This is a genomic window from Methylobacterium phyllosphaerae (assembly GCF_001936175.1).
Lineage (GTDB): Bacteria > Pseudomonadota > Alphaproteobacteria > Rhizobiales > Beijerinckiaceae > Methylobacterium > Methylobacterium fujisawaense.
Genome location: NZ_CP015367.1, coordinates 5,616,205 through 5,637,645, shown reverse-complemented (window position 1 = coordinate 5,637,645; position 21,441 = coordinate 5,616,205). Strand labels below are relative to the sequence as shown.

The window sequence follows — 21,441 nt, the reverse complement described above, 5'->3', positions numbered from 1 at the left end:
GACTCCGGGCCTGTCATGTTCGAGGTTCGGCGCGCGCATTCGACCAATCTCGCCGCGTTCAAAGCTCTGCTGTATTCTAACAACCGACTTGCTCGGGCCGACACCATCGCGCGTGTTCGCTGCTCCGGCGGGATCTACGGCGTGGATTACAGGATCGTTCATCCCGGCGGGCAGATCCGCCGGTTGCGCTCGCGCGGGCGTGTGCAGGTAGACGAGGAGGGCCAACCGGTCCGGCACCGCGGCGTGGTCTTCGACATCGACGCGTACAAGCGCGCCGAAGAGGAGCAGAAGACGGTCGAGGCGCAAGTGCGGACGCGCGAGGCGCGCCTGTACGCCATCCCCGACACGATGACTGAAGGCATGATCGTCATCGACGAACGCGGCATCATCCCTTCGTTCAACCCTGCTGCCGAGCGCATCTTCGGCTACCGGTCGGCCGAGATCGTGGGTCGGAAGATCAGTCTGGTGCTGCCGGAGCCGGATCGCGACCGATCCTATGCGGCCTGTCGTCATGGTGACGGGGCACGAAGATCCGTCGCGCGCGGTCGAGGCGATGAAGCTCGGGGCCTGCGACTTCAGCGAGAAACCGTTCGACGAGAGAGCCTTTATACGACCTTTGCGCGCCACCCTGTAACGCGGCTGCGTGACCGAGACGGGGTCGAACACGCGGCGAGTGCACATCCGCCGGATCGCCGAGTGCGAGCGACACGTTCTGGACCACTTGGTCGGCGGGGACACCAGCCAGGAAATCGGTCGCGTGCTCGACTTCAGCCCGCGCCTGGTCGGGATTGATCGGGCGAAGCGCATCACCAAAACGCAGGCGGCCCACCGACAGGAGCTGGTGCGTTGGTGGATGCTGAGCGGTCTCCGGTGGGTTTGATCCTCCGCAATTCGACGGAACCGCGGAAGTGGCAGCGTCATTTCCCGCTCTATGGTGCCAGTCGAGTTGTTAGGCGAACGGACCCTGTCTTCCAGGATAGCGTCATGCCGATCTTCATCGTGGACGACGATGCCGCCATTTTGAGTTCAGCACGGTTCATGCTGGAGGGCGAAGGTTACACGGTCGCCACGTTCGAGTCGGGCAGCAAGCTGATCGCCGCATTTCCGCAGGCGAAACCGTGCTGCATCGTGATCGACTACGTGCTGCCGGACATGACGGGGCTGGATGCCTACGAACGCGTGCGGTCTTCGGGCGGGACCGCTCCGGTGATCATCATCACAGGCCATCCGAGCGCCGCGATCCGCGAGAAGGTGCGGCAAGCTGGCTTGCCGCTGGTCGAAAAGGCCTTCGTCGAGGACCTGCTCGGCGCCATCGAGGCGATAGGTCCGCTGCATTGACCATAGGCTCTTGGTCGGAGGCTGGACGGCAAGCAGAACGTCATTCTGGGGCAAGGGAAAACCAGATCTATTGGTGCCTGTTCGGATCAGGGACCGCAATGCGCGAGTGAATCCTTCCGGCACCTGATGGCCGAGCGCGGCATGGACTGCTTCATGAGCCGGTCGGGCGATGCGCGGGACCGCGCGACCATGGAAGGTCGTTTCTCGTCGCTGACGATCGCGCGCACGGCCCCGAGGACCGACTGCACGCGGGACGAGGCGCCCGCGGATGTGTTCGATGACATCAAGCGCTTCTATAGCCCGACAAGGCGGCTCTCGACCTTGGGCTGTCTCGAACCTGTCGAATTTCAGTACCATGCTCGATTTGCTTAAGATGGTATCTGTCGAACCGGCTACAGGCTAATTTACGGACGGCGCACAGGCTCGCCAAGTCATCGCGATTTGGTCAACGGACACACTCCATAGGCAGCCAAATCGGTCGGATTGCTTCTGATCCCGGCGCGATTCTGCGGCGTCCTCACCGTATTCCAGCTGAAAAACTCGGCCGCGCCGATCCCCAATCCGCTTGCCGGCTCCAGGGCCACTGAGGTTTCGCCGACGTCGTCCTTACAGGCGGAACGCGATGCGGGCGCTACTTGAAGTAATTATGCTTCCGCTCCGTGAACACCGACGCAGATATTTTGCATCGCTTTCCCATGTTGCCGCGTTCTATTAACAAGCGAACCGGTATTCCGGTACGATTTCTGACATGAAGGAGGCGCGAATGCTGCGCGGTGGAATGCTGTGGTTGCTGGGGATCCCGCTGCCAATTATCCTGCTGTTGTGGTTCTTCGGCGTGTTCCACTGAGCGCCGGTGGGCCAGCATCATGCCCTACACAGTCGAGATCACAACGCTCGCGCCGCAGGTCGACGGCGAGGAACGGCCAGCAAGGCTGTACCAGTTGCCCGACCCCTTCAGCACGCTGGCCGAAGCCAAGGAAGCCGCTGTCACCCACATAGCGGGGCTCGGGCTCGATCCTTCCTGTGTCCTCTACAACGTGTTCGACCGCGAGGGCTTCACGGTGGCATCCAATGCTGAACAGATGGCAGGGTCCGGGTGACGTCAAAGCCGCTGGCCAGCACCGCTATGCCGGTGAGGAGCTGGGCCTATCAGAAGTAAGCGTTTGGAGACGCGTCTTCCTGAGCAAAACCCGCTGGACGGCGCGTAAACGCCTTTTCGCTCATGGCCGACGACGCGTGCGCCGACGACGGGGTGCTGGAGACGGTGCAGCGGGCCTGGACGCGCCAGGATGACGTCACGCCAAGCTCGAACTTGGAGGCGCGGCTCTGCACCATCAGCCACAATCCGTTTCATGCGGCGTGCCGCGAGCGCAGGCGCGTGATCGGAAATGTGGACGGCTCCGTCACGACTCAGCGCGCCGCGCCCGCGGCCCACGAGCACCGCTCCGATCTGCCGACCGTCCGGTCGCCCATCGGTCAGCTGCCTGAGATGTGGCGCGGGGGTCTGCTGCTCGTGAGCGCGCGAGACTTAACCTATGAGGCGGCCGCCGAAGTGATGGGCTGTCAAACCGGTCCTGTGAAAAGCCGGGCGCGCCGCGCCCGGGCCTGGCGCGTTGCGAATCCTGCCGGCGAGGAGCACCTCAACTTGCGCGGGCATCCATGCTGACCTGTCCGGAGGCACCGAACCGGCCTGACACGGCCATGCCAGTGTGAGCGTATTCGTTTCTGTCAGATCTGCTCCGAAACTAGTTTTACACAGGACGAGGCTCGCGATTCGGCTTCATCCCGAGTTCCAAACGATTGAGCAACCCGCTGGGCTGAGCTCAATTGCCGTGCCACTTCGATGGTGGTCACTCGTAGTCGCTGACGATTCGGATGGCTGCCACGCTTAGCCATGCGCATCTACCCTGAGGTTGTTTCCGCATGACGCCGACTACGTCGCAGTTGGAGCCGAAGCTCCTCCTGAAGAGCCTCCGCGCCTTTCGGAAAGGTGACTTCTCGATCCGGCTGCCGCTGGATCTCACGGGCATCGATGGCGAGATCGCGGACGCGTTCAACGACATTCTCGAACTCAATCAGGGTCTCGCCCGGGAACTCGACCGGGTTGCGCGTGCCGTGGGCAAGGACGGGCGCATCGGCGAGCGTGGCAAGCTTCCGGCTGCGACCGGCGGATGGAACGACTGTGTCGACTCGGTCAACACGATGATCGGAGATCTCGTTCAACCGACCACCGAAGTGGCCCGCGTCATCGGGGCGGTCGCGAAAGGCGACCTCGGTCAGACCATGCAGATCGAGATCGAGGGCCGCCCGTTGAGGGGCGAGTTCCTCCGCATCGGCAAAGTGGTCAACACGATGGTCGACCAGCTGAACTCCTTCGCTTCGGAAGTGACGCGCGTGGCCCGGGAGGTTGGCTCGGAGGGCAAGCTTGGCGGACAGGCCAAGGTCAAGGGCGTCGGCGGAACCTGGAAGGACCTCACCGACAACGTGAACCTGATGGCGGCCAATCTGACAGGCCAAGTCCGCAATATCGCGGAGGTCACCACTGCCGTGGCCAATGGCGATCTGTCCAAGAAGATCACCGTCGATGTGAAGGGTGAGATCCTGGACCTGAAATCGACCATCAACACAATGGTCGATCAGCTCAATTCCTTCGCCTCGGAGGTCACGCGCGTTGCCAAGGAGGTGGGTTCGGAAGGCAAGCTTGGAGGCCAGGCTCAGGTCAAGGGCGTCGGTGGTGTCTGGAAGGACTTGACCGACAACGTCAACATGATGGCCGAGAATCTGACGGGCCAAGTGCGTAACATCGCCGAAGTCACGACCGCGGTCGCGCGTGGCGACCTCTCCAAGAAGATCACCGTCGACGTCAAAGGCGAGATCCTGGCGCTGAAGCTGACCATCAACACGATGGTGGACCAGCTCAACTCCTTCGCCTCCGAGGTAACACGTGTCGCCCGCGAGGTCGGCACGGAGGGCAAGCTCGGCGGTCAGGCCCAGGTGGAAGGCGTCGGTGGGACCTGGAAGGACCTCACCGACAACGTGAACATGATGGCGGCCAACCTCACCGGCCAGGTGCGCAACATCGCCGATGTCACGACTGCGGTGGCCAATGGCGACCTGTCCAAGAAGATCACCGTGGACGTGCGCGGTGAGATCCTGGAGCTGAAGAACACCATCAACACGATGGTGGATCAGCTTAATTCCTTCGCCTCGGAGGTGACCCGCGTCGCGCGCGAGGTCGGATCGGAGGGGAAGCTCGGCGGGCAGGCCCAAGTTCCTGGGGTCGCCGGCACCTGGGCCGATCTCACCGACAACGTGAACCTCATGGCCGCCAACCTCACCGGTCAGGTGCGCAACATCGCCGACGTGACCACCGCGGTGGCCAACGGCGACCTGTCGAAGAAGATCACCGTGGACGTGCGCGGCGAAATTCTGGAATTGAAGAACACCATCAACACGATGGTGGATCAGCTCAATTCCTTCGCCTCGGAGGTAACCCGCGTCGCCAAGGAGGTCGGCTCGGAAGGGAAGCTCGGCGGGCAGGCCCGCGTCGAAGGCGTGGCAGGAACCTGGGCCGATCTCACCGACAACGTCAACCTGATGGCCGCCAACCTGACCGGTCAGGTGCGCAACATCGCCGACGTGACCACCGCGGTGGCCAATGGCGACCTGTCCAAGAAGATCACCGTCGACGTGAAGGGCGAGATCCTGGAGCTGAAATCGACCATCAACACGATGGTGGACCAACTTAACTCCTTCGCCTCGGAGGTGACCCGCGTCGCCCGCGAAGTCGGCACGGAAGGCAAGCTCGGCGGGCAGGCGCAGGTCAAGGGCGTCGGCGGCGTGTGGAAAGGCCTGACCGACAACGTGAACATGATGGCGGCCAACCTGACGGGCCAAGTGCGCAACATCGCCGAGGTCACAACCGCGGTGGCCAACGGCGATCTCTCCAAGAAGATCACCGTGGCCGTCGAAGGCGAGATCCTGGAATTGAAGTCGACCATCAACACGATGGTGGATCAGCTCAACTCCTTCGCCTCGGAGGTGGTCCGCGTCGCCCGCGAGGTTGGCATCGAGGGCAAGCTCGGCGGACAGGCCCAGGTGCGCGGCGTCGGCGGGACCTGGAAGGATCTCACCGACAACGTCAACATGATGGCCGCGAACCTCACCGGTCAGGTGCGCAACATCGCCGATGTCACGACTGCGGTGGCCAACGGCGATCTGTCCAAGAAGATCACCGTCGACGTGAAGGGTGAGATCCTGGAGCTGAAATCGACCATCAACACGATGGTGGATCAGCTCAACTCCTTCGCCTCGGAGGTGACCCGCGTTGCCCGGGAGGTCGGCTCGGAGGGCAAGCTCGGCGGCCAGGCTCAGGTGCGCGGCGTCGGCGGAACCTGGAAGGACCTCACCGACAACGTCAACATGATGGCCGCCAACCTGACCGGTCAGGTCCGCGGCATCGCGGATGTCGTCACGGCGGTGGCCCAGGGCGACCTCAAGCGGAAACTCTCGGTCGATGCCAAGGGCGAGATCGCGGCCCTGGCCGACACCGTTAACGAGATGATCGAGACGCTCGCTACCTTTGCCGATCAGGTCACCAACGTGGCCCGCGAGGTGGGCGTCGAAGGCAAGCTCGGCGGTCAGGCCCGGGTGCCGGGTGCCGCCGGGCTGTGGCGCGATCTCACCGACAACGTGAACCAGCTCGCGGCGAACCTGACGACCCAGGTGCGCGCCATTGCCGAAGTGGCGACGGCGGTGACGAAGGGCGACCTCGCGCGCTCGATCTCGGTCGAGGCTTCCGGCGAAGTCGCCTCGTTGAAGGACAACATCAACGAGATGATCCGCAATCTGCGGGACACGACCCTCAAGAACGCCGAGCAGGACTGGCTGAAGACGAACCTCGCCAAGTTCACGCGCATGCTGCAGGGCGAGCGCGACCTCGCCACCGTCTCAAATCTGATCCTGTCCGAGATCGCGTCGCTCGTGAATGCCCAGCGCGGCGTGTTCTTCATGGTGGAGGACGATGGCGGAGAGCCGGTTCTGGATCTGATGGCGAGCTATGCCTTCACGGAGCGCAAGAACCTGTCGAACCGGTATCGCCTCCGTCAGGGTCTCGTGGGCCAATGCGCCTTCGAGAAAAAGCGCATCACCCTCACCAACGTGCCCGGCGACTACATCACCATCGGCTCGGCTCTCGGCGAGGCACCACCCCTCAACATCATCGTCCTGCCAGTCCTGTTCGAGCAGGAAGTTCGGGCAGTCATCGAGCTGGCGTCGTTCAACCGTTTCAGTGAGACCCATCAGTCCTTCCTTGACCAACTGACCGAATCCATCGGGATCGTGCTCAACACGATTGCCGCCAACATGCGGACCGAGGGTCTCCTCAAGCAGTCGCAGCTCCTGACCGGCGAATTGCAGAGCCGGCAAGAGGAGCTGAAGAAGACGAACGACCGCCTGGAACTTCAGGCGGCCTCCCTGCAGCAATCCGAGGATCTGCTGAAGAGCCAGCGCGAGCGCCTGCAGCAGACCAACGAGGAGCTGGAGGAGAAGGCGCGGCTGCTCGAAATCCAGAAGCGCGAGGTCGAGGGCAAGAACCGCGAGGTCTCCGTCGCCAAGACGGCGCTGGAGGAGAAGGCCGAGCAGCTGAGCCTGACCTCGCGCTACAAGTCGCAGTTCCTGGCCAACATGAGCCACGAGCTGCGCACGCCGCTCAACAGCCTGTTGATCCTCTCGAAGCTTCTCTCCGAGAACCGCGACGGGAACCTCACGGACAAGCAGCGGGAGTTCGCCAAGACGATCAACGCAGCCGGGACCGACCTCCTGTCGCTCATCAACGACATCCTCGATCTGTCCAAGATCGAGTCCGGGACGGTGTCGCTCGAAGTCGGCGATGTCGCGCTGCAAGATCTCGTCGAGAACCTCGAAAGGACCTTCCGCCAGCTGGCCGAGGACCGCCACCTCGCCTTCGTGATCGATGTCGAGCCCGGCTTGCCGCGGTCGGTACGCACGGATTCCAAGCGCCTGCAGCAGGTTCTCCGAAACCTTCTCTCCAACGCCTTCAAATTCACCGAGACGGGCAGCGTTTCGCTCAAGATCGGCTCGGCCGAGGGGTCGCCGCTGCGCGCCGGGAGCCAGTGGATGGCCCTCTCCGTAACCGATACCGGTATCGGCATCGCCGAGGATAAGCAGCGGATCATCTTCGAGGCGTTTCAGCAGGCCGACGGGACCACGAGCCGCAAGTATGGCGGCACCGGCCTCGGCCTCGCCATCAGCCGCGAGATCGCCCGCCTGCTGGGCGGCGAGATCGTGGTCGAGAGCCGCATCGGTTCGGGCAGCACCTTCACCCTGTTCCTGCCTTTCGAACCGCCCGTTCAGGCAGTCACGGGCCGCGCATGGGAGACGGCCGCGGGGACCGGACCTGCTGCGCTGACCGGCCGCCAGCCGAACGCCGCGATGGCCCTTTCGGCCGCCGCGGACGACCGCCATGCCATCCACCCGGGGGATCACATCGTGCTCATCGTCGAGGACGACGCGATGTTCGCCTCGGTGCTGCTGGAACTTGCGCGCGAACGCGGGTTCAAAGGCTTGATCGCGCAGGACGGTGCCGGCGCGCTGAGCCTCGCCCACCGCTTCAAGCCGCACGCCATCACCCTCGATATCGGCCTGCCCGACATGGACGGCTGGGCCCTGCTCGACCTCCTGAAGAACAACTCCCGCACCCGCCACATCCCGATCCACGTCATCTCCGTCAACGACGAGAAGAAGCGCGGCCTGCGCGCCGGCGCGTTCGGATTTTTGGAGAAGCCCGTGGAGCGCGAGGGCCTGCTGCGGGCCCTGGAGCTCTCGAAGGATTTCATCACGCGGCCCGTCCGCAACCTTCTGCTCGTCGAGGACGACGAGAACCAGCGCGCCAGCATCACGGCGCTCCTGAGCGAGGAGGACGTCAAGATTTTCGGGGTCGGCACGGCGTCGGCCGCACTGGAAGCCCTGACCGGCGGCCGGTTCGACTGTGCGATCATCGATCTCGGCTTGCCCGATATCGGTGGTTCCGAGCTGATCGAGCAGATCCGCGCCTCGCAGGACGGGGAGGAACTGCCGATCATCGTCTATACCGGTCGGGCGCTCACGCCCGCCGAAGAGCAGCAGCTGAGGCAGACCGCCTCGACGATCATCATCAAGGACACGCGCTCGTCCGAGCGACTCCTCGACGAGACCGCCCTGTTCCTGCATCGGGCCATCGCCAGCGCCCCGGCCGACGAGCAGGGTCTCGGCGATCGCAGTGACGGCGTGTCTCTCCAGGGCTGCCGGGTCATCCTGATCGACGACGACCTGCGTAACATCTTCTCGCTCACGAGCGCCCTGGAGCAGCACGGGCTTGAGGTTCTGTTCGCGGAAACGGGCATGACGGCATCGCGCTGCTCGAATCCCATCCGAACATCGACGCGATGTTGATCGACATCATGATGCCAGGAATGGACGGCTACGAGACGATGCGCGCGATCCGGGTCCAGGGCGCCTTCCGAAGCCTGCCGCTGATCGCCGTGACCGCGAAGGCCATGAAGGGCGACCGCGAGAAGTGCCTCGAGGCGGGCGCGTCGGATTACGTCTCGAAGCCGATCGACATGGACGAGCTGCTGGCCGTGCTGCGGGTGCAGTTGGCACGACGGGGCGAGATCGCCGACGGTGTAACGCCGCTGCGCGCGGGAGCGAGAGACTTCGAGCGGCAACCCCGATGAGCCGCCGACTGGATCCCCATCCGGCTGGTCCGGACGATACGGCGGGCCAGCTCGGCTTACCCACCGAGCTGGCCCCGGTCCGAGCCAAGATCCTGATCGTCGATGACGACCAGCGTAATCTGCTTGCCGCCTCCGAGATTCTAGCCGATCCCGAGACCGACTTGATTCTGGCGAACTCGCCGGAGGAAGCCCTACGCCGGGCCCTCCGGGAGGACTTCGCCCTCATTCTGCTCGACGTACAGATGCCGCGCATGGACGGCTACGAGGTGGCCGCCCTCATCCGCAGCCGTTCGCGCACATCCCGTGTCCCGATCCTGTTCCTCACGGCCCACAACAAGGACGACATCCACATCTTCCGCGGTTACTCCGCAGGCGCGGTCGACTATGTGTTCAAGCCGATCCAGCCTTTGGTGCTGAAGTCGAAGGTCGATGTCTTCGTCGATCTTTACCGCAAGACCGAAGAGATCAAGCGCAACGCGACCGCCGAGAAGCGTCTGCTCCTGGAGAACCTTCGCGTACGCGGTGAGAAACTGGAAGCCGAGCAGGCGCTGCGCAGGCGGGAAGAGCATCAGGCCGCTGTCCTGCGCGGCCTTCCCATCGCCCTCTACACCTCACCGATCGGCGTCGCCGACCGACGCCTCTACTTCACCAACGACAGCATCGCGCGCATCACCGGCTTCTCGCGCGAGACCTTCGCCACCTCCGGCCTCTGGAGCTCCCGCCTCGAAGCAGACGACCGTGAGCGGGTGTCGGCGGCGCTTTGCGCGGTCCTCGAGACCGGCGAGGTGGCTCTGGAATATCGCTGGCGCAACGCGGATGGCATGGAGCGGCACATCCTCGACCAGATCGCGGTGAACCGTGATGAGAGCGGCACGGCGGTCGAACTCTTCGGGATGTGGTTCGACGTGACGGAGCGCAAGGAACTTGAGCTCAATTTGCAGCACGCTTCGAAGCTTGAGGCGGTGGGCCGCCTAACCGGCGGGATCGCGCATGATTTCAACAACATGTTGAGCATCGTCATTGGCAATCTCGACTTGGTCAAGGGCGCGTTGCTGGGCAATGAGAAGGCGCACCGCCGCATCGAGAGCGCCATCGAGGGGGCCCATCGTTGTGCGGAACTCACCAGCCGGCTGCTGGCCTTCTCGCGACGCTCCCCTCTCCAGCCGAAGGCGCTGACCTTCGCGAACTTCATTCCTGGCCTGATCAAGCTTCTGGAGCGCACGCTCGGCGAGCGGATCACGATCTCCGCGGATCTGGAGGCGGGACTGCCGGAAGTCTGTGTCGATCACGCTCAGTTCGAGGCCGCTCTCATCAACCTCGCGGTGAATGCCCGGGACGCGATGCCGGATGGAGGGACCTTGGACATCCCCATCAGGCGCCGCGACCCCACTGGGCCGGAGGGGGTCGAGGACGTGCGTTTCGTAGAGATCACGGTCGCCGACTCGGGCACGGGGATGTCACCTGATGTTCTGGCGCGCGTCTTCGAACCCTTCTTCACGACGAAGGAGGTCGGCAAAGGCACGGGCCTCGGTCTGAGCATGGTCTATGGCTTCGTGCAGCAGAGCGGCGGGACCATCGTTGTCGACAGCACGCCGCATCAAGGCACCCGTTTCGTCGTCACGATGCCCGTGCTCGCCGGAGGGAGTCTCAACTCGGAAGAAGACTCTGCGGGTACGACGAAAATATCTCCGGATCCGATGAACGGTGCGGGTAGGGCCGTGCTTGTCGTCGAGGACGACGCCGATGTTCGTTCGGCCGTTGTCTCGACCCTCGAGGCCCTCGCGTTCGAGGTGCTCAGTGCGCATGATGCCAGCGAGGCTCTGCACGTTCTGCGGAGGGAGGCGAATATCTGCCTCGTTTTCAGCGACGTGAACATGCCCGGCGCGATGAACGGCATCGAGCTCGGACACATCATCCGGCAGCAATGGCCACACATGCAGATCCTGCTGGCCTCCGGCTACCTTCGGGAAGGTCAGGATGCGAACGGCTTCCCCTTGCTGCAGAAACCATTCCGAGCGGACGACTTGATTGACAACCTGCGGGAGCTGCTCGGCAACGCGCGGGGATGAAGTTGTCTCGATCGCGACCAAGGAAAACGACAGCGGAACGCGTGCCGATCGCAGAGAGGCGCGGCGATTTTGCCCGGCAGAGATCCCCGGGATCTGTGGAGATCCGCCGTTCCCGCATATCGGCACAGGGCTGCCGGCGTTCGGATTCCCGGTAAGACGGCCAGCGGTGCCCCAAGACGGTGCGTGCGAACGGCACCCGGGCGACGCCGGTTGTCGAGGGATGGACGCGCTGCCTGTCGATCAGCCGTCTGTCGCACGCACCGGGATGGACGGGTTCAGTCGGCCGAGCCGGCCGACTTCCGCGGCAACGTCCTGCAAGCTGGCGTCACCCTTGCGCAAGATCCGGTCGGCGGCGGACAGATTATGACGCTCTTCCTCCGAGACGTCGCGGGCACTCAGGACGACCACCGGAACTTCGTCGCCGCCCGGCATTGCCCGCAGGGCGCGCAGGAATGCGAAGCCGTCCATCACCGGCATGGTCAGGTCGAGGAGCACGAGCCCCGGGCGCGCCGCGCGCACGCTGGCCAGGGCCTCGGCCCCGTCGCCGGCCTCCCGAACCGCGAACCCCTGGCGCCCCAGCACGGTGCGGAGCCGGCGCCGCATCTCGGTGTCGTCATCGACCACCAGCACGTCGCCCGCGCCGGCGCCGATCCGGTCGAGCACCCCCTTCAGGCGGCTCCAGTCCACCGGCTTCGGAAGCGAACCGGCCGCCCCGAGCGCGGCCCCGAGTGCGGCATCGGCCACGAAGCTGACCATGATCACCGGGATGTCGCGGGTGGCCTCGTCGCGCTTCAGCGCGGCCAGCACGGCCCAGCCGTCCATCTCCGGCATCATCACGTCGAGCAGCACCGCGACGGGCTGCAACTGGCGTGCGAGTTCGAGACCCGACCGTCCGTCGACCGCAGCCTGGGCCGCAAAGCCCTGGCGGGCCAGGAAGCGGATCATCAGCTCGCGCTGGCTGGACTCGTCGTCGACGACCAGAACCAGACCGCGCGTGCCGTCCGCCGTGCCACCGTGAAGGGCCGGAGGATGCCCATCCGCGATCTCGGGCCCGGGCATCGTCGCCGGCAGTGTGAGGGTGAAGGTCGTGCCCCGACCTTCGGCGCTGTCCGCGGAGACGTCGCCGCCCATCAGATTGGCGAAGGCCTTGGTCAGGGCCAAGCCCAGTCCCGTGCCGCCGTACTTGCGCGTCGTCGATTCGTCGGCCTGCACGAACCTCTGGAACAGCCCGGCGAGCTGCTCGGGCGTCATGCCGATGCCGGTATCCGACACGGCGAAGGTCAGCCGGTCACCGTGGGGTCCGGGCTCGCGCCGGACCCGCAACGTCACGGTCCCGCCCTCGGTGAACTTGGCGGCGTTGCCGAGCAGATTGAACAGGCACTGGCGCAGTTTCACCGCGTCGGTCTGTGCATGGCCGAGGTCCGGAGCAAGGTCGAGGACGAGGCGGTTGCCCTTCTTGGCCACGAGACCCTCGACGGTCGCGGCGGCGTCTCGCACGAAGGCCTCGACGGCGACGTCCTCGGCCAGGACGTCCATCTTCTCGGCCTCGACCTTCGAGAGGTCGAGGACGTCGTTGATCAGCCCGAGAAGGTGCTGGGCGTTCGAGCGGATCTTTCCGAGATCGGCCTGGAACGTGTCCTGCCCGAGATCCTCCGCCTCCTCCTGAAGCATCTCGGCGTAGCCGATGACCGCCGAGAGCGGCGTGCGCAGCTCGTGGCTCATGTTGGCGAGGAACGCGCTCTTGGCGCGGTTGGCGGCTTCGGCCGCATCCCGGGCATCCCGCAAGGCGGCCTCGTGGGCGTGACGGGCGCTGACATCCGCGTGGACGCCGACCCATTCGCGGATCGCCCCGTCCGCATCCCGCACGGGCACGGCGCGCACCGCGTAGTGCCGCCAGCTGCCATCCGATGCGCGGACGCGGTGTTCCACGGCGTAGGCGCCGCCCGTCCGGGACGCCTCCTGCCAGATCCGGTTCGTCTCGGGGAAATCCTCCGGGTGGATCGCTTTCGCCCAGCCGCGACCGCGATACTCAGCGAAGGTATGGCCCGTGATCTGCTCCCAGCCCGGCTGCTCCTCGATGAAGTCACCGGCAGCGTTCGTCGTCCACATCACGCCATCGACGGCCCGAACCGCGGAGCGGAAGCGCGCTTCGCTGACGTGTAAACGCCGCTGGGTGCGCCGCTGGTCGAACGAACCCGCCATCATCGCCAGGAACAGGACGACGAAGGTGATACCGGCCACCGCCAGGGCGAGATCCTGCTGACCGGTGGACAGGATGGCCGCGTGGGCCGGGTGAGCACCCGCCTCCTCGGCTGTAAAGGTCGCGGCGGCCATGCCGGTGTAGTGCATGCCGGCGACCGCCAGCCCCATGACGCCGGCGGCCATGAGCCTCTGCCAGGGGCGGTTGCGCCGGAAGGTGAGCCACAGCGCGGCGGTCGATGCGGTGACGGCGATGGCGACCGACGCCGCGACGATGCGCGGGTCGTAGGCCAGGTTCCCCGGGACCCGCATCGCGGCCATGCCGGTATAGTGCATGGCCGCCACGCCCAGGCCCATCGCCGAGCCCGCGACGAGCAGCGGAGCGGTGGCGATGCCTTCCCGCGCCACCCAGGCAAAGGCCGCGGCCGTGCTGCCCACAGCGATCAACAGCGACAGGACGGTCGTGCCGAGGTCGTACCGCGCCGGCATGCCCATCTCGAAGGCAAGCATCCCGACGAAATGCATGGCCCAGATGCCACCGCCCATGGCGCACGCGGCGGCTGCGGCCCAGGCCCAGCGCGGACCGGAATCGGGCTGGCGGATGCGCGCTCCGAGGTCGAGCGCCGCATAGGATGCGAACACCGCGATCACGATGGAGAGCGCCACAAGGGCCGGGCTGTAGCCGGTATGGATCATACGAGGATCGATCAGGGAGAGGTCGGGCGTCGGGCGCCTGGGAGGGCGGACGAATCTGCGGGCGGCGACGGAGCGTGTCCACTCACCGATGCGTTTGGCTTCGGTATCCGCCCGCGCGGGACGCCGATAGCGTGGCATTGTCGCGCGACGACCGCGGTGAAGAGGTCGGCTCAGGCCTCCCGCGAGCCCGAATCCCATTCCGTGGATGAGAGATCGGAGTCGTCTCACGCATGGAGCTGGGCCCGCCCACGCTGGCGGACCGTGACGGGCACCCCTCATGCACCGACGCGGACAGGAGATTCACGCGGCGCGTGACGCGTGCGACTCCGGGCGACGGTCGTGCCCATATCGTCCCAGGACAGGATCGCCGATCAGCGCGCGTCCGGATCCCGTCAGCACCGTGGGCATGGCCGAGCGGAGTCGGGGACAGCCACGGGTCGATTTCGGCCAAGCCGTGTGGTCCCGTCGGCGACGGACCTGGTGCAACCGTCGCAGTCGGCGCACGCCATGCAGGATGCAGATGCGACCCATTCCCCGGATCTGCCGGAACCGGGACGCCAGGGTCAAAATGCGGACGCAGACGTTGCATCCGAGCGCCAGAAGCATCACACACGCACCAGATTTCCGGACCGTTCGGTGCGCCGCCCATGAGCGAGGCGCACCGAAGAGTCGGCAGTTCGGCGCCGTCCGTGATCGTCCAGACAACAGGAACTTGTGATGAAGACGCGCGCGGCTGTCGCGTGGGAGGCCAAGAAGCCTCTCACGATCGAGACCATCGACATCGAGGGGCCCAAGGCCGGCGAGGTTCTCGTCGAGCTGATGGCCACTGGGATCTGCCACACCGACGCCTACACGCTGTCGGGCCTCGATTCCGAGGGCAAGTTCCCGGCGATCCTCGGCCATGAGGGCGCGGGCATCGTCCGCGAGGTCGGCGCCGGCGTCACCACGCTGAAGCCCGGCGACCATGTCATCCCGCTCTACACGCCGGAATGCCGCAACTGTAAGTCCTGCCTGTCCCAGCGCACCAACCTGTGCACCGCGATCCGGGCGACCCAGGGCCAGGGCGTGATGCCGGACGGCACGAGCCGCTTCTCCTGCGTCTCCACCGGCGGCAGCCCGGGCGGTTCGAGCACCGTGTTCCACTACATGGGCTGCTCGACCTTCTCGAACTTCACGGTCCTGCCCGCCATCGCGCTGGCCAAGATTCGCGAAGACGCCCCCTTCGACAAGATCTGCTACATCGGCTGCGGCGTGACCACCGGGATCGGCGCAGTGATCTACACCGCCAAGGTCTGGCCGGGCGCCAACGTGGTGGTGTTCGGTCTCGGCGGCATCGGCCTCAACGTGCTCCAGGCCGCCCGGATGGTCGGTGCCGACAAGATCATCGGCGTCGACATCAACCCGGAGAAGCAGGCCATGGCCCGCAAATTCGGCATGACCGACTTCATCAATCCGAACGAGGTCGGCACCGACAAAGTGGTTCAGGCCATCGTCGATCTCACCGGCGGCGGCGCCGATTTCTCCTTCGACTGCACCGGCAACGTCCACGTGATGCGCCAGGCCCTCGAGTGCTGCCATCGCGGCTGGGGCGAGTCGATCGTCATCGGCGTGGCGGAAGCCGGCCGCGAGATCTCGACCCGTCCGTTCCAGCTCGTCACCGGCCGCGTCTGGAAGGGTTCGGCGTTCGGCGGCGCGCGCGGACGCACGGACGTGCCGAAGATCGTCGACTGGTACATGGAGGGTAAGATCAACATCGACGATCTGATCACCCACACCATGCCGCTGGAGGAGATCAACCACGGCTTCGACCTCATGCACGAGGGCAAGTCGATCCGCTCCGTGGTCGTCTACTAAGGAAGACAGATCCGGGGCTCCCCCGCCTGCGAGGTCGGGGAGCCCCACGCACGCCCCCGCATTCCCGGAGCCCCGGTGCCCGCGATCCGGCCCCCGAGCGGGGCTCTCGGCGCCCGAGCAGGAGATCACAGCTGATGGAAACCGTCTCGAAGGCCCGCGCCCACGGCGGCACGCAGGGCGTCTACAAGCACGACGCGCAGACCACCGGATGCCCGATGACCTTCGCGGTGTTCGTGCCGCCCCAGGCCGAGAAGGGACCAGTCCCGGTGCTGTGGTACCTGTCCGGGCTGACCTGCACGCACGCCAACGTCATGGACAAGGGTGAGTATCGCAAGGCGGCAGCCGATCATGGTGTGATCGTCGTGGCTCCGGATACCAGCCCGCGCGGTCCCGGGATCCCGGACGAAGAGGGCAACTGGCAGTTCGGCTCCGGTGCCGGTTTCTATCTGGACGCCACCGAGGCGCCCTATGCGAAGAACTACAAGATGTGGAGCTACGTGACTGAGGAGTTGCCGGCCCTGATCGCGCGGGAATTCCCCGCCGATCTGTCGCGCCAGGGTATCTTCGGCCATTCCATGGGCGGCCACGGAGCGCTCACCATCGCGCTGACCTACCCGGAGCGCTTTAAGTCCTGCTCCGCATTCGCGCCGATCGCACAGCCGTCCACGGCCGGCTGGTCGAAGCCTGCCTTCGAGAAGTACCTCGGGTCCGACCCGGCCGCCTGGCGCGCCCACGACGCCACCGCGCTGATCGAGGACGGCAAGCGCTTCCCCGAGATCCTGGTGGATCAGGGCACCGCCGACAGCTTCCTTCAGGACGGTCTGCGCCCCTGGCTGCTTGAGGAGGCCTGCAAGAAGGCCGGCATCGCGCTGACGCTGAACATGCGCGAGGGCTACGACCACTCCTACTTCTTCATCTCGACCTTCATGGCCGACCACATAGCCTGGGCTGCCGCGCGCCTGAAGTAAGTTTGTCAGCACCCTCGGCCCAGTCGGGAAGCGATGCTTCCCGACCTCGGGTGGAAGACGCCGTCCTGGGCGCCCGCGGAGGCTCGATCCCCCCGCTTTCGGGAAGCCCAGGCGGTTTTCCGCATGCCCGACATGGATCGGTTGGAGCTCGTCCGCTTGTGCAGCGCGCCCTCTGCAAGGCGGACGTTTGACTTCCGGCCAGACCAACGCACGCCGGATCGCCGAAGCCCGCAAGACCGGGCATCCGGGTTTGCGCTCCATTCGGCTGAACGGCGAGGGGCGGAAACGTCCCCCGAAGCCGGCACGGTTCCGGGGCGAGATCGATCCGCTTCACGTCCCTGACCGGAACCAGGCCGACCGACTGGCGCGACGTCTGTCAGGACAGGATCCCGGCGGCGCGCCCGGACATCTCGGGACCTCGTCGTTGCGAACCCAACGGTCGCCCTGATCAATCAGGTGTCCGGCCACCAAACCGGCAACGGCGGCGACACCGCCCTTCAGAAAGCGCCGCCGGGCGGGGATATCGGTGTCGTCGTCGGGCATGGCCGTGCGATCCGAAGTCGAAGGCGCTTGCGGCCGGGGCACGGTCATGCCGCTCCCCGGTCGGACGCGGCGTGCAGCGTGGAGAACGGGTCGGCGGGACGCGGCAGGCCGAGATTCTCCCGCAGGGTCGTCCCCTCGTATGCCTCCCGGAACAGGCCCCTTCGGCGCAGTTCGGGGATCACCAGGGAAACGAAATCGTCGAGGCCTCCGGGCAGGGTCGGCGGCATGATGTTGAAGCCATCCGCGCCATAAGCCTCGAAGCGCTCCTGCAGGGCGTCCGCGATCTGCGCCGGCGTGCCGACGATCGTCCAATGTCCACGGGCGCTGGCGGCCCGCAGGTACAATGCGCGGATCGTCAGCCCTTCGCGGCGGGCGAGACGGAGGAAGAGATCCTGACGGCTCTTGCCGCCGTCGGTCTCCGGAAGATCCGGCACGAGGGCATCGTCCGCGTAGGCGGAGAGATCGGCGCCGATGAGCTGCTGCAAGAGCGCGCGGCCGACCACCGGATGAATCAGCTCCTGCAGGGACGCGAATTTGTCCTGCGCCTCGGCCTCCGTCCGGCCCACGACGGGGAAGGCGCCCGGCATGATCTTGAGGTGGTCGGGGTTGCGGCCGTGGCGTGCCATCCGATGCTTCACGTCGCCGTAGAAATCCACCGCGTCCTCCAGGGTCTGCTGGGCGGTGAAGATCACTTCGGCGGTGCGGGCGGCGAGGGCTTTGCCCGCCTCCGAAGAGCCGGCCTGAACCACCACGGGATGCCCCTGCGGCGGCCGGGGGACGTTGAGCGGCCCCCTCACCGAGAAATGCGCGCCCGCGTGCGCGAGCAGGCCTAGCTTGTCCGGGTCGAAGAAGCGGCCGGTCTCGCGGTCGCGCACGAAGGCGTCGTCCGCGTAGGAATCCCAGAGGCCGCGGACGACGTCCACGAATTCCTCCGCTCGGGCGTAGCGGTTGGCGTGGGCGAGATGGCTCTCGCGGCTGAAGTTCCAAGCCTCGCGCGGATCGGCGGAGGTGACGAGGTTCCAGCCCGCCCGGCCGCCGCTCAGGTGATCGAGCGAGGCAAACTTCCGCGCGACATGGAACGGCTCGTTGTAGGTCGTGGAGGCGGTCGCCACGAGCCCGATGCGCTCGGTGACCGCCGACAGGTGGGACAGCAGCGTCAGGGGCTCGAACTGGCCGACATAGCGGATCGCCGTGCGGCTCAGGGCGTCGAGATCGTCCCCGCGAATGCTGACGCCGTCCGCGAGGAAGAGCAGATCGAACTTCGCGGCCTCCGCGGTCCGGGCGATCTGCCGGTAATGGGGGGCGTTGATCCCGGCATCGGGCTGGGACGACGGATGCCGCCACGCGGCGACGTGGTGGCCGCCGGGATACAGGAACGCGCCCAGGCGCATGCGGTCGCGGCGTGCCATACCCGTCGCCCCCTCACGCCGAGCCGACCCGGTATTGCCGGGGCGGCGCTTCCCCGGAAATCGCGAAGGCGCCGACGGAGCGGTCCCGGTAGATCCGCGGGTTGTGGGAGGCGATGGTGCGGGCGTTGCGCCAGTAGCGGTCGAGCCCGTTCCCGACCTTCACCGCCGAGGCGCCCAGCGCGTCGAACAGGCTCGTCGTCGCGCTCAAGATCAGGTCGGTCACCACGCTGACCGCTTGGTTGACCTCGACATCGGCGAGCGTCGCCTGACGCTCCACGTCCGGCGATCCGGCCCGGTGCGCGTCGTGGACCCTCTGGAGGGCCTCCGCGACCTTCAGGACGATCGCGCCCGCCGCATAGGCGTTGGCACGCACGCGCCCCACCACCGCCTGGATCTGCGGGTCGTCAGCCGTCCGCCCGGCATTGCCGTGGCTGTAGACGCGGGTCCGCGCGGCCACGAGCCGTGCCACGTCGTCAGCCGCCGCCCGGCCGATCCCGGCGAGCGTCGCGAGATGAACCAGCTGGAAGAACGCCATCGCATAGGGGAAACGGGCCGGATCAGGCTTGATCAGGTCGGGGGCGAGCACCACGCCTTCGAAGGTCGCGGTGCCGCTGGCTGTGAGCGACTGCCCGAACCCGTCCCAGTCGTCGACGATGGTCACCCCCGGCGCGCGCACCGGCACCGCCGCCGTCACCGGGCCGCCCGCCTCGTCATCCGCCGAGAGGTGGATGTAGTCCGCGAACAGCGAGCCGGTCGTGTAGAACTTCCGGCCGTCGACAACGCGGACACCGTCACGCTGGCGCACCACCGTGTCGAATGCGCCGACCTTGGCGGGGCCCGTCTCCGAGACGCCGCTGCCGATCGTCTCGCCCGCGCCGATCCGGCCGATCCAGGCCGCGCGCCATTCGGGCGAGGACGAGCAGAGCGCATCCTCGGTGAAGCCGAAATGCGCCCGCAGCGCATTGGTGACGTTGGAATCCGCGCTCGACAGCTCGATCAGCAGAGCGAACAGTTCCGACAGGCTGGCGCCATGACCGCCCTCGGACGGCGCCAGGCGCAGCGTGGTGAAGTTGGCCTCCCGCAGCCAGCCGATCTCGGCATGGGGCAGTCGGCGGGTCCGATCCCGCTCGACCGCCGTGGCGCGGATCTCGGCAAAGACCGGCCGAAACCGGTCCGCGAGGTCCTCGTAGCGCCCGCTCGGCCCCGCACCCCAGCCCGCTTCCGTCTGAGACATGAACACGACTTCCCGATTCCGGCCGACGGCCCGACAGCGATGCCCCTGGAATCGGTGAGTTGTTCCCGGATCTCAAGCCGAATGGTCTTGCACTATCCGTTTTTGGAAACTCGGTCTTGCAAGAAAGGCGCTTCGGAGATTTTCATTTTCTTCAACGTCCCAGAGAGAAAAGGCTGCCTCTTCGGGTCCATGATTCGTAGGTGATCCGACAAATATCGATCATCGGCGCCGAATTCCGAACTGTCGGGCGTCGACAGTGAAAGAATACTTTTCCGAGCGCCCGTCGAGGAACGGTCTGCCATGCTGCAACGGCAAATCGAAAACACGTTTCATTGATCCGGCGCCCCCGGGCGGCTTTCAATACGGGGCCGCCCTCTTCTTTCCCTGCCGCGTTGCGAGCCTTCGATGACCGACGAGACCCTCTGGCGGATCGCGCCCTCCCGCCGCTCGCTCCTGCGCACCGGACTCGGCGGCGCGGCCGCCGTCGCGCTCGGTGCCCCTGCCGTGCACGCGGCGCCGCGCGATGTGAAAATCAGCATGCAGCGCTCGTCGGTGCTGTTCACCGTGCTCAAGGTGAAGGGCACGCTGGCCGAGCGGCTCGCTCCGCTGGGCTTCACGCCGACCTGGCACCTGTTCACCAGCGTGATCGAGCCGATGAATGCCGGCGCGGTCGATATCCATGCCGACGTGGCCGATGCGGTGCCGATCTTCACCCAATCGGCCAAGGCGCCCCTCACCTTCTACGCCCGGGAGCGGGGGGCGCCTTCGGCCGAGGCGATCATCGTGCCGGACGAGTCGCCGATCCGCACCATCGCCGATCTGAAGGGCAAGACGGTCGGCGTCTCGCGCGGCTCGGGCAGCCATTACGTGCTCGCCGCCGCGCTGAAGCGCGACGGCCTCACGCTCGGCGATATCACGCCCGCCTATCTTCAGGCGCCGGAAGGGGCCGTGGCCTTCGAGCAGGGCCGCCTCGATGCATGGTCGATCTGGGATCCGTTCCTGGCCTTCGCGGCGGCGAAGCGCCCTGTGCGGGTCATCGCCGACGGCAGCGGGCTCACGAGCTATCACCGGTACTACCTCGTCAACGATAGCTTCGCCGCCGCGCAGCCGGAGGTGGTGGCGACCGTCTACCGCGCGCTCGCCGAGGCCGGAGCGTGGATGAAGGCGAACCCGGTGGAGGCCGTGGCGCTGCTGGCTCCGATCTGGGGCGACCTGCCACCCGCCGTCGTGGCCGCCGCCAACAGCCGCCGCACCTATGCCGTCGAGCCGGTGGAGCGGGCGCAGCTCGGCGAGCAGCAGGCCATCGCCGACGTGTTCTACGAGGCGAAACTCATCCCCCGCCGGATCGACGCCACCGCCGTGCCGATCTTCGCGATTCCTCCCGGCCGGGGCTGA

The 21,441-nt window shown here is 66.2% G+C and carries 15 protein-coding genes; 11 read left to right on the top strand and 4 right to left on the bottom strand.

The window, feature by feature from the left end; translation table 11 throughout:
* Positions 1-15: 15 nt before the first annotated feature.
* The 8 genes from MCBMB27_RS31035 (at position 16) to MCBMB27_RS25730 (ending at position 11,143) form a co-directional block, all read left to right on the top strand.
* A complete protein-coding gene (locus MCBMB27_RS31035) occupies positions 16-792 on the top strand; it encodes a PAS domain-containing protein (RefSeq protein WP_083683719.1) in 777 nt (258 codons plus the stop codon).
* Between the two features lie 192 nt (positions 793-984).
* Complete coding sequence (locus MCBMB27_RS25755) at positions 985-1,338, top strand: response regulator transcription factor (protein WP_043347011.1); 354 nt, start codon at positions 985-987, stop codon at positions 1,336-1,338.
* A gap of 126 nt (positions 1,339-1,464) precedes the next feature.
* Complete coding sequence (locus MCBMB27_RS25750) at positions 1,465-1,710, top strand: hypothetical protein (protein ID WP_075381592.1); 246 nt, start codon at positions 1,465-1,467, stop codon at positions 1,708-1,710.
* Positions 1,711-2,204: 494 nt separating this feature from the next.
* A complete protein-coding gene (locus MCBMB27_RS25745) occupies positions 2,205-2,438 on the top strand; it encodes a hypothetical protein (protein WP_075381591.1) in 234 nt (77 codons plus the stop codon).
* Between the two features lie 122 nt (positions 2,439-2,560).
* Positions 2,561-3,004: a hypothetical protein gene (locus tag MCBMB27_RS25740; RefSeq protein WP_083683717.1), complete on the top strand. Its 444-nt coding sequence runs from the start codon at positions 2,561-2,563 to the stop codon at positions 3,002-3,004.
* 257 nt (positions 3,005-3,261) lie between these two features.
* Positions 3,262-8,790, top strand: coding sequence for a HAMP domain-containing protein (locus MCBMB27_RS25735; protein ID WP_418287719.1), 5,529 nt, complete (start codon positions 3,262-3,264; stop codon positions 8,788-8,790).
* A complete protein-coding gene (locus tag MCBMB27_RS31030; RefSeq protein WP_418287718.1) occupies positions 8,784-9,074 on the top strand; it encodes a response regulator in 291 nt (96 codons plus the stop codon). The genes MCBMB27_RS25735 and MCBMB27_RS31030 overlap by 7 nt, the downstream gene beginning before the upstream one ends.
* Entirely contained in the window at positions 9,071-11,143 is a 2,073-nt protein-coding gene (locus MCBMB27_RS25730) for a response regulator (protein WP_083683715.1), read from the top strand. Before MCBMB27_RS31030 ends, MCBMB27_RS25730 begins: the two co-directional genes overlap by 4 nt.
* Before the next feature lie 240 nt (positions 11,144-11,383).
* On the opposite strand, the gene MCBMB27_RS25725 is transcribed toward MCBMB27_RS25730, so the two are convergent.
* Positions 11,384-14,038, bottom strand: a complete 2,655-nt coding sequence (locus MCBMB27_RS25725) for an MHYT domain-containing protein (RefSeq protein ID WP_075381590.1) — start codon at positions 14,036-14,038, stop codon at positions 11,384-11,386.
* Positions 14,039-14,755: 717 nt separating this feature from the next.
* Here MCBMB27_RS25725 and MCBMB27_RS25720 point away from each other — a divergent pair.
* Positions 14,756-15,892: an S-(hydroxymethyl)glutathione dehydrogenase/class III alcohol dehydrogenase gene (locus tag MCBMB27_RS25720; protein ID WP_043382090.1), complete on the top strand. Its 1,137-nt coding sequence runs from the start codon at positions 14,756-14,758 to the stop codon at positions 15,890-15,892.
* Positions 15,893-16,026: 134 nt separating this feature from the next.
* Positions 16,027-16,860, top strand: coding sequence for an S-formylglutathione hydrolase (gene fghA, locus MCBMB27_RS25715; RefSeq protein WP_043347027.1), 834 nt, complete (start codon positions 16,027-16,029; stop codon positions 16,858-16,860).
* Between the two features lie 330 nt (positions 16,861-17,190).
* On the opposite strand, the gene MCBMB27_RS29800 is transcribed toward fghA, so the two are convergent.
* From MCBMB27_RS29800 to MCBMB27_RS25705, 3 genes are read right to left on the bottom strand one after another with little or no spacing between them, the layout of a single operon-like run.
* On the bottom strand, positions 17,191-17,403 hold the full coding sequence (locus MCBMB27_RS29800) for a hypothetical protein (RefSeq protein WP_139231603.1): 213 nt from the start codon (positions 17,401-17,403) through the stop codon (positions 17,191-17,193).
* A gap of 44 nt (positions 17,404-17,447) precedes the next feature.
* Positions 17,448-18,812 carry an LLM class flavin-dependent oxidoreductase gene (locus tag MCBMB27_RS25710; protein WP_075381589.1) on the bottom strand — a complete coding sequence of 455 codons (1,365 nt, stop codon included), beginning with the start codon at positions 18,810-18,812 and terminating at the stop codon, positions 17,448-17,450.
* Positions 18,813-18,825: 13 nt separating this feature from the next.
* Positions 18,826-20,046, bottom strand: a complete 1,221-nt coding sequence (locus MCBMB27_RS25705) for an acyl-CoA dehydrogenase family protein (protein ID WP_075382113.1) — start codon at positions 20,044-20,046, stop codon at positions 18,826-18,828.
* 405 nt (positions 20,047-20,451) lie between these two features.
* Here MCBMB27_RS25705 and MCBMB27_RS25700 point away from each other — a divergent pair, with 405 nt between their 5' ends.
* Positions 20,452-21,441, top strand: a complete 990-nt coding sequence (locus MCBMB27_RS25700) for an ABC transporter substrate-binding protein (protein WP_091955193.1) — start codon at positions 20,452-20,454, stop codon at positions 21,439-21,441.